3 protein-coding genes are annotated in these 4,802 nt (G+C 68.0%); 2 read left to right on the top strand and 1 reads right to left on the bottom strand.

The features are described 5' to 3' along the window. On the top strand, window positions 1-1,359 hold a 1,359-nt coding region (locus SAZ01S_RS10105), incomplete at its 5' end, for an L-glutamate gamma-semialdehyde dehydrogenase (protein WP_084582152.1). A 215-nt stretch (window positions 1,360-1,574) separates the two neighbouring features. Here the strand turns inward: SAZ01S_RS10105 and SAZ01S_RS10110 are convergent. After that, on the bottom strand, window positions 1,575-2,807 hold the full coding sequence (locus tag SAZ01S_RS10110; protein WP_084582153.1) for a polyhydroxyalkanoate depolymerase: 1,233 nt from the start codon (window positions 2,805-2,807) through the stop codon (window positions 1,575-1,577). Window positions 2,808-2,962: 155 nt separating this feature from the next. Between SAZ01S_RS10110 and SAZ01S_RS10115 the strand changes: the two genes are divergently transcribed. Next, the gene (locus tag SAZ01S_RS10115; protein ID WP_084582154.1) at window positions 2,963-4,741 is read left to right on the top strand and encodes an ABC transporter transmembrane domain-containing protein; all 1,779 of its coding nucleotides are present in this window, start codon (window positions 2,963-2,965) and stop codon (window positions 4,739-4,741) included. Window positions 4,742-4,802 lie beyond the last annotated feature (61 nt).

The raw sequence follows: 4,802 nt of genomic DNA on the forward strand, positions 1-4,802 counted from the left end.
GTAGAGTCCGCCATCGACCGCGCCACCGCCGCCTTCCCTGGCTGGGCCGCCACCCCCCTCGCCACCCGCGCCGCAATCCTCGAGCGCCTTGCCGACCTGCTCGAGGAGAACCGCATCGAGCTGATGGCGCTGGCCGTCAAGGAAGCCTTCAAGACCATTCCCGATGCGCTCGGCGAAGTCCGCGAGGCGGCCGATTTCTGCCGCTATTATGCGCTTCAGGCCCGCACCGGCCTCGCGCCGATCGCGCTTCCCGGGCCGACGGGCGAGCGCAACGAGTTGCGCATGGAAGGCCGCGGCGTTTGGGCGACGATCGCCCCGTGGAACTTCCCGCTGGCGATCTTCCTCGGCCAGACCGCCGCCGCGCTGGTCGCCGGTAACGCCATCGTCGCCAAGCCCGCGCCGCAGACGCCAGAGATTGCCCGCGCCGCCGTGCGCCTCGCCCACCAGGCAGGTGTGCCGGAGGATGCGCTGGTGCTGGTGACCGGCGGCCCGGAGGTGGGCGCCGCGCTTACCGCCGATCCGCGCATCGCCGGCGTGGCCTTCACCGGCTCGACGCCGACCGCCAAGAAGATCGCGGCAGCTCTACTCGAAGGCGACGACCGCCCGCTGGTACCGCTGATCGCCGAGACCGGCGGCATCAACGCGATGATCGTCGATTCGACCGCGCTGCCCGAGCAGGTGGTGGCCGACGTGCTCACCTCGGCCTTCCGCTCGGCCGGCCAGCGCTGCTCGGCGCTGCGCCTGCTGTTGCTCCAGGAGGAGATCGCCGAGGGCGTGATCGCAATGCTGCGCGGCGCGATGGAGCTGTTGATCCTCGGCGACCCCGCCGATCCGCGCACCGATATCGGCCCGGTGATCGACCAGGCGGCCTATGACAAGCTGATGGCCTATCGCGACAGCGCCAAGGCCCAGTGGATTAAGACCGTGCCGGTCCCCGCCACCGGCCTGTTCGTGCCGCCGACGATGATCCGCATCGACCGCCCCGAGGACCTGACCCGCGAATGGTTCGGCCCGATCCTGCACGTCGCCACCTGGAAGGCGGGTACGCTCGCCGAGACGGTGGCGCGGGTGAACGCCAAGGGCTTCGGCCTGACCATGGGCCTGCACAGCCGCATCGCCCGCTCGGCCGAGCTGGTGGAAGCCGAAGCGCGGGTGGGCAATCTCTATATCAACCGCTCGATGATCGGCGCGGTGGTGGGCTCGCAGCCCTTTGGCGGCGAGGGCCTGTCCGGCACCGGCCCCAAGGCAGGCGGCCCGCACTATCTGCACCGCTTCTGCGCGGAGCGGGCGGTGTCGGTGGACACCACCAGCGCCGGCGGCAATGCGACGCTGCTCAGCCTGGACGAAGGGGGGATTTGAGGGCGCCGATCCCCATCCTCCTCCCTCGTGGGGGAGAATGGGGCGGACCACCCCACACCCCGTTGGTCATTCCCGCGAAAGCGGGAATCCATTTGCCAGGACGTTCGGGGAAAGAACCGCGGCTTCAGCGCCAATGGATCCCCGCCTTCGCGGGGATGACGGTGTATATGCGGGAGGCATAGCCCCTCTCCCCGGCGGAGAGAGGGAAGATCGGCTTACCCGCCGTGCGTGGCCATCCACTGTTCGACAACCGGCGCAATCCGGTTGCGCCACTTCGATCCGTTGAAGATGCCGTAATGGCCGACACCTTCGGCCATGTGATATTGCTTGAACGCTTCCGGAAGGTTGGTCGCCACGGTCAGCGCCGCCTTGGTCTGGCCGATGCCGGAGATGTCGTCGCGCTCGCCCTCGATCGCGAGGATGCCGATATCCTTGATCGCGCCCGGATCGACCTTGCGGCCGCGGTGCAGCATCTCGCCCTTGGGCAGCGCGTGCGTCTGGAACACGGTGGAGATTGTCTGCAGGTAGAATTCGGCGGTCATGTCGCAGACCGAGCGATATTCTTCGTAGAACTTCATCGTCGCATCGGCGCTCTCGTCGTCGCCCTGGACGAGATGCTTGAACATCTCCCAGTGCGAGATGAGGTGGTTGCCGAGGTTCATCGTCATGAAGCCGGCGAGCTGCAGGAAGCCCGGATACACCTTCCGCCGCGCGCCCGGATAGCTCATCGGCACGGTGGCGATGACGTTCTGCTCGAACCAGCTGAACGGCCGCTCGGTCGCCAGCGTGTTGACCGCGGTCGGCGCCTCGCGCGTGTCGATCGGGCCGCCCATCATGGTGAGCGTGCGCGGCCGGTTCGGATGCTGGTCGGCGCTCATCAGCGCCGCGGCGGCATAGCAGGGCACCGAAGGCTGGCACACCGCCAGCATGTGCGGCCGCGGATCGCCCTCGGCGCCGATATGGGCGAGGAAATCGATCACATAGTCGACATAATCGTCGAGGTCGAAGCGGCCCTCGCTGGTCGGCACCAGCTTCGCATCGCGCCAGTCGGTAATGTAGACGTCGGCCACCGGCAGCATCCGCTGCACCGTGCCGCGCAGCAGCGTGGCATAGTGTCCGGACATCGGCGCGACGATCAGCAGCTTCGGCCCTCCCTCGACACCCTGGCGCACGAAGCGCTTGAGCTGGCCGAACGGCTTGCGGAGCACGATCTCCTCATGGACCTCAACCTTGCGGCCATCGATCTCGGTAAAGTCGAGGCCGAAATCGGGCTTGCCGCGCGGAGCGGAGGCGTGTGCGAACACTTCCAGCGCCGAAGCCATCACCGGCCCACCGCCGAAATAGGCGAACGGATTGGCCGGATTGTTGAGCAGTCCCGCACTGAAATTGGCCAGAGCACTCGCTCCGGCGAGCATGGAACGCTGAATCTCGTAGGCGTCGTACAGCATGCAAAATCCTTCCCCGTGCCCCGATCCCTGCAGCGGGGGTTGTCTTACCACTCATATAGACGTGCGCCTTGTGCGCCGCAACGTCGTAGCTATGCGGAACAGAGACACCCGCAGGTGGTTCCCCTGCCCCGCGAACCGCGCTACTCGCTTGCGCCATGGCCGACACGACCCCGCCGCCGGCGCCGCGCCGCAAGCTCAGCAGCCTGCTCGTCATCTGGCAGTTCACCCGCCGCTACCCGGCGCAGATCGCCATTGCGATGATCTCGCTGATCACCTCGTCGCTCGCGACGCTGTGGATCCCGCGCACCTTCAAGCAGATCGTCGACAACGGCTTCGCCGCGGGCGCCGATACCAGCAAGATCGGCATCTATTTCGAGGGACTGCTGGCGGTCATCCTCGTACTGTCGATCGCCACGGCGATTCGCTTCTTCTTCATCTCCTGGGTGGCGGAGCGCACCGTCGCGGACCTGCGCGTCGCGGTGCACCGCAACCTGCTGCGCCTGCCGCCGAAATGGTTCGAGGAAAACCGCCCCTCGGAAATTTCGTCGCGACTCACCTCGGATACGGCGCTGGTCGAGCAGGTGGTCGGCTCGACCGTGTCGATCGCGCTCAGGAACCTGCTGACCGGCATCGGGGGGGTGATCTACCTGTTCGTGCTGTCACCCAAGATCGCCGCCTATCTGATCGTCGGCATGCCGCTCACCGTGCTGCCGATCGTCTGGCTGGGCGGGCGCGTACGGCAATATTCGCGGGCGAGCCAGGACCGGGTCGCCGATATCGGCGCGATTGCTTCCGAGACGCTGGGGGCGATGCGGATCGTCCAGGCCTTCGGGCAGGAGCGGCGCGAGAACCAGCGCTTCCAGGACGCCGTCGTGCGCAGCTTCGCCGCCGCGCAGAAGCGATTCGCCCTGCGCGCGGTGATGACCGCGCTGGTGATCGGCCTGCTGTTCACTGCGATCACGCTGATCATGTGGGATGCGGTATCGGGCGTGGCGACCGGGCAGATCAGCGGCGGCGCGATCACCGCCTTCGTGATCACCGCCGGCCTCGTCACCGGCTCGTTCGGCGCGCTGACCGAGGTCTATGGCGATCTGCTGCGCGCCTCGGGCGCCGCCAGCCGGCTTGCCGAACTGCTCCAGCAGGAGCCGGACATCGCGCCGCCCGCCAACCCGGTGGCGCTGCCCAGCCCGGCCGAAGGCGCGATTGCGTTCGATGCGGTGACCTTCCGCTATCCCACCCGCCCCGAAGTTTCGGCGCTGCAGGATTTCTCGCTGTTCGTCGCCCCCGGCGAGACGGTGGCGGTGGTCGGCCCTTCGGGCGCCGGCAAGTCGACGCTGTTCCAGCTGCTCCAGCGCTTCTACGATCCCGAAAACGGCGAGATCCGCATCGACGGCGTCGCCATCCCCAAGGCCGACCCGGCCGAGGTGCGCGCGCGCATCGCGATGGTGCCGCAGGAAACGGTGATCTTCGCGGCCAGCGCCCGCGACAATCTGCGCTACGGCGCCTGGGAGGCCAGCGATGCGGCGATCTGGGCCGCGGCCGAGGCCGCCAACGCCGCCGAGTTCCTCCGCGAGCTGCCACAGGGGCTGGATACCTTTCTCGGCGAAGGCGGCGCACGCCTCTCGGGCGGGCAACGCCAGCGGCTCGCCATCGCCCGCGCGCTACTCCGCGACGCGCCGATCCTGCTGCTCGACGAGGCGACCAGCGCGCTGGATGCCGAGAGCGAGAAGCTGGTGCAGGATGCGCTCGAGCATCTGATGCAGGGACGCACCACGCTGGTCATTGCCCACCGGCTTGCGACCGTGCGAGCGGCCGGGCGGATCATCGTGATGGACGGTGGACGAATCGTCGAGACCGGCACCCATGCCGAACTGGTCGCCAAGGGCGGGCTCTATGCCCGGCTGGCGGCGCTGCAATTCAGCGAAGCGGCCTGATACCCAAACAAGAGCGTTTCCTCCCCCGGCGTGCCGGGGGAGGGGGACCGCGCCGCATCGC

It is taken from the genome of Sphingomonas azotifigens NBRC 15497, assembly GCF_002091475.1.
GTDB lineage: Bacteria > Pseudomonadota > Alphaproteobacteria > Sphingomonadales > Sphingomonadaceae > Sphingomonas > Sphingomonas azotifigens.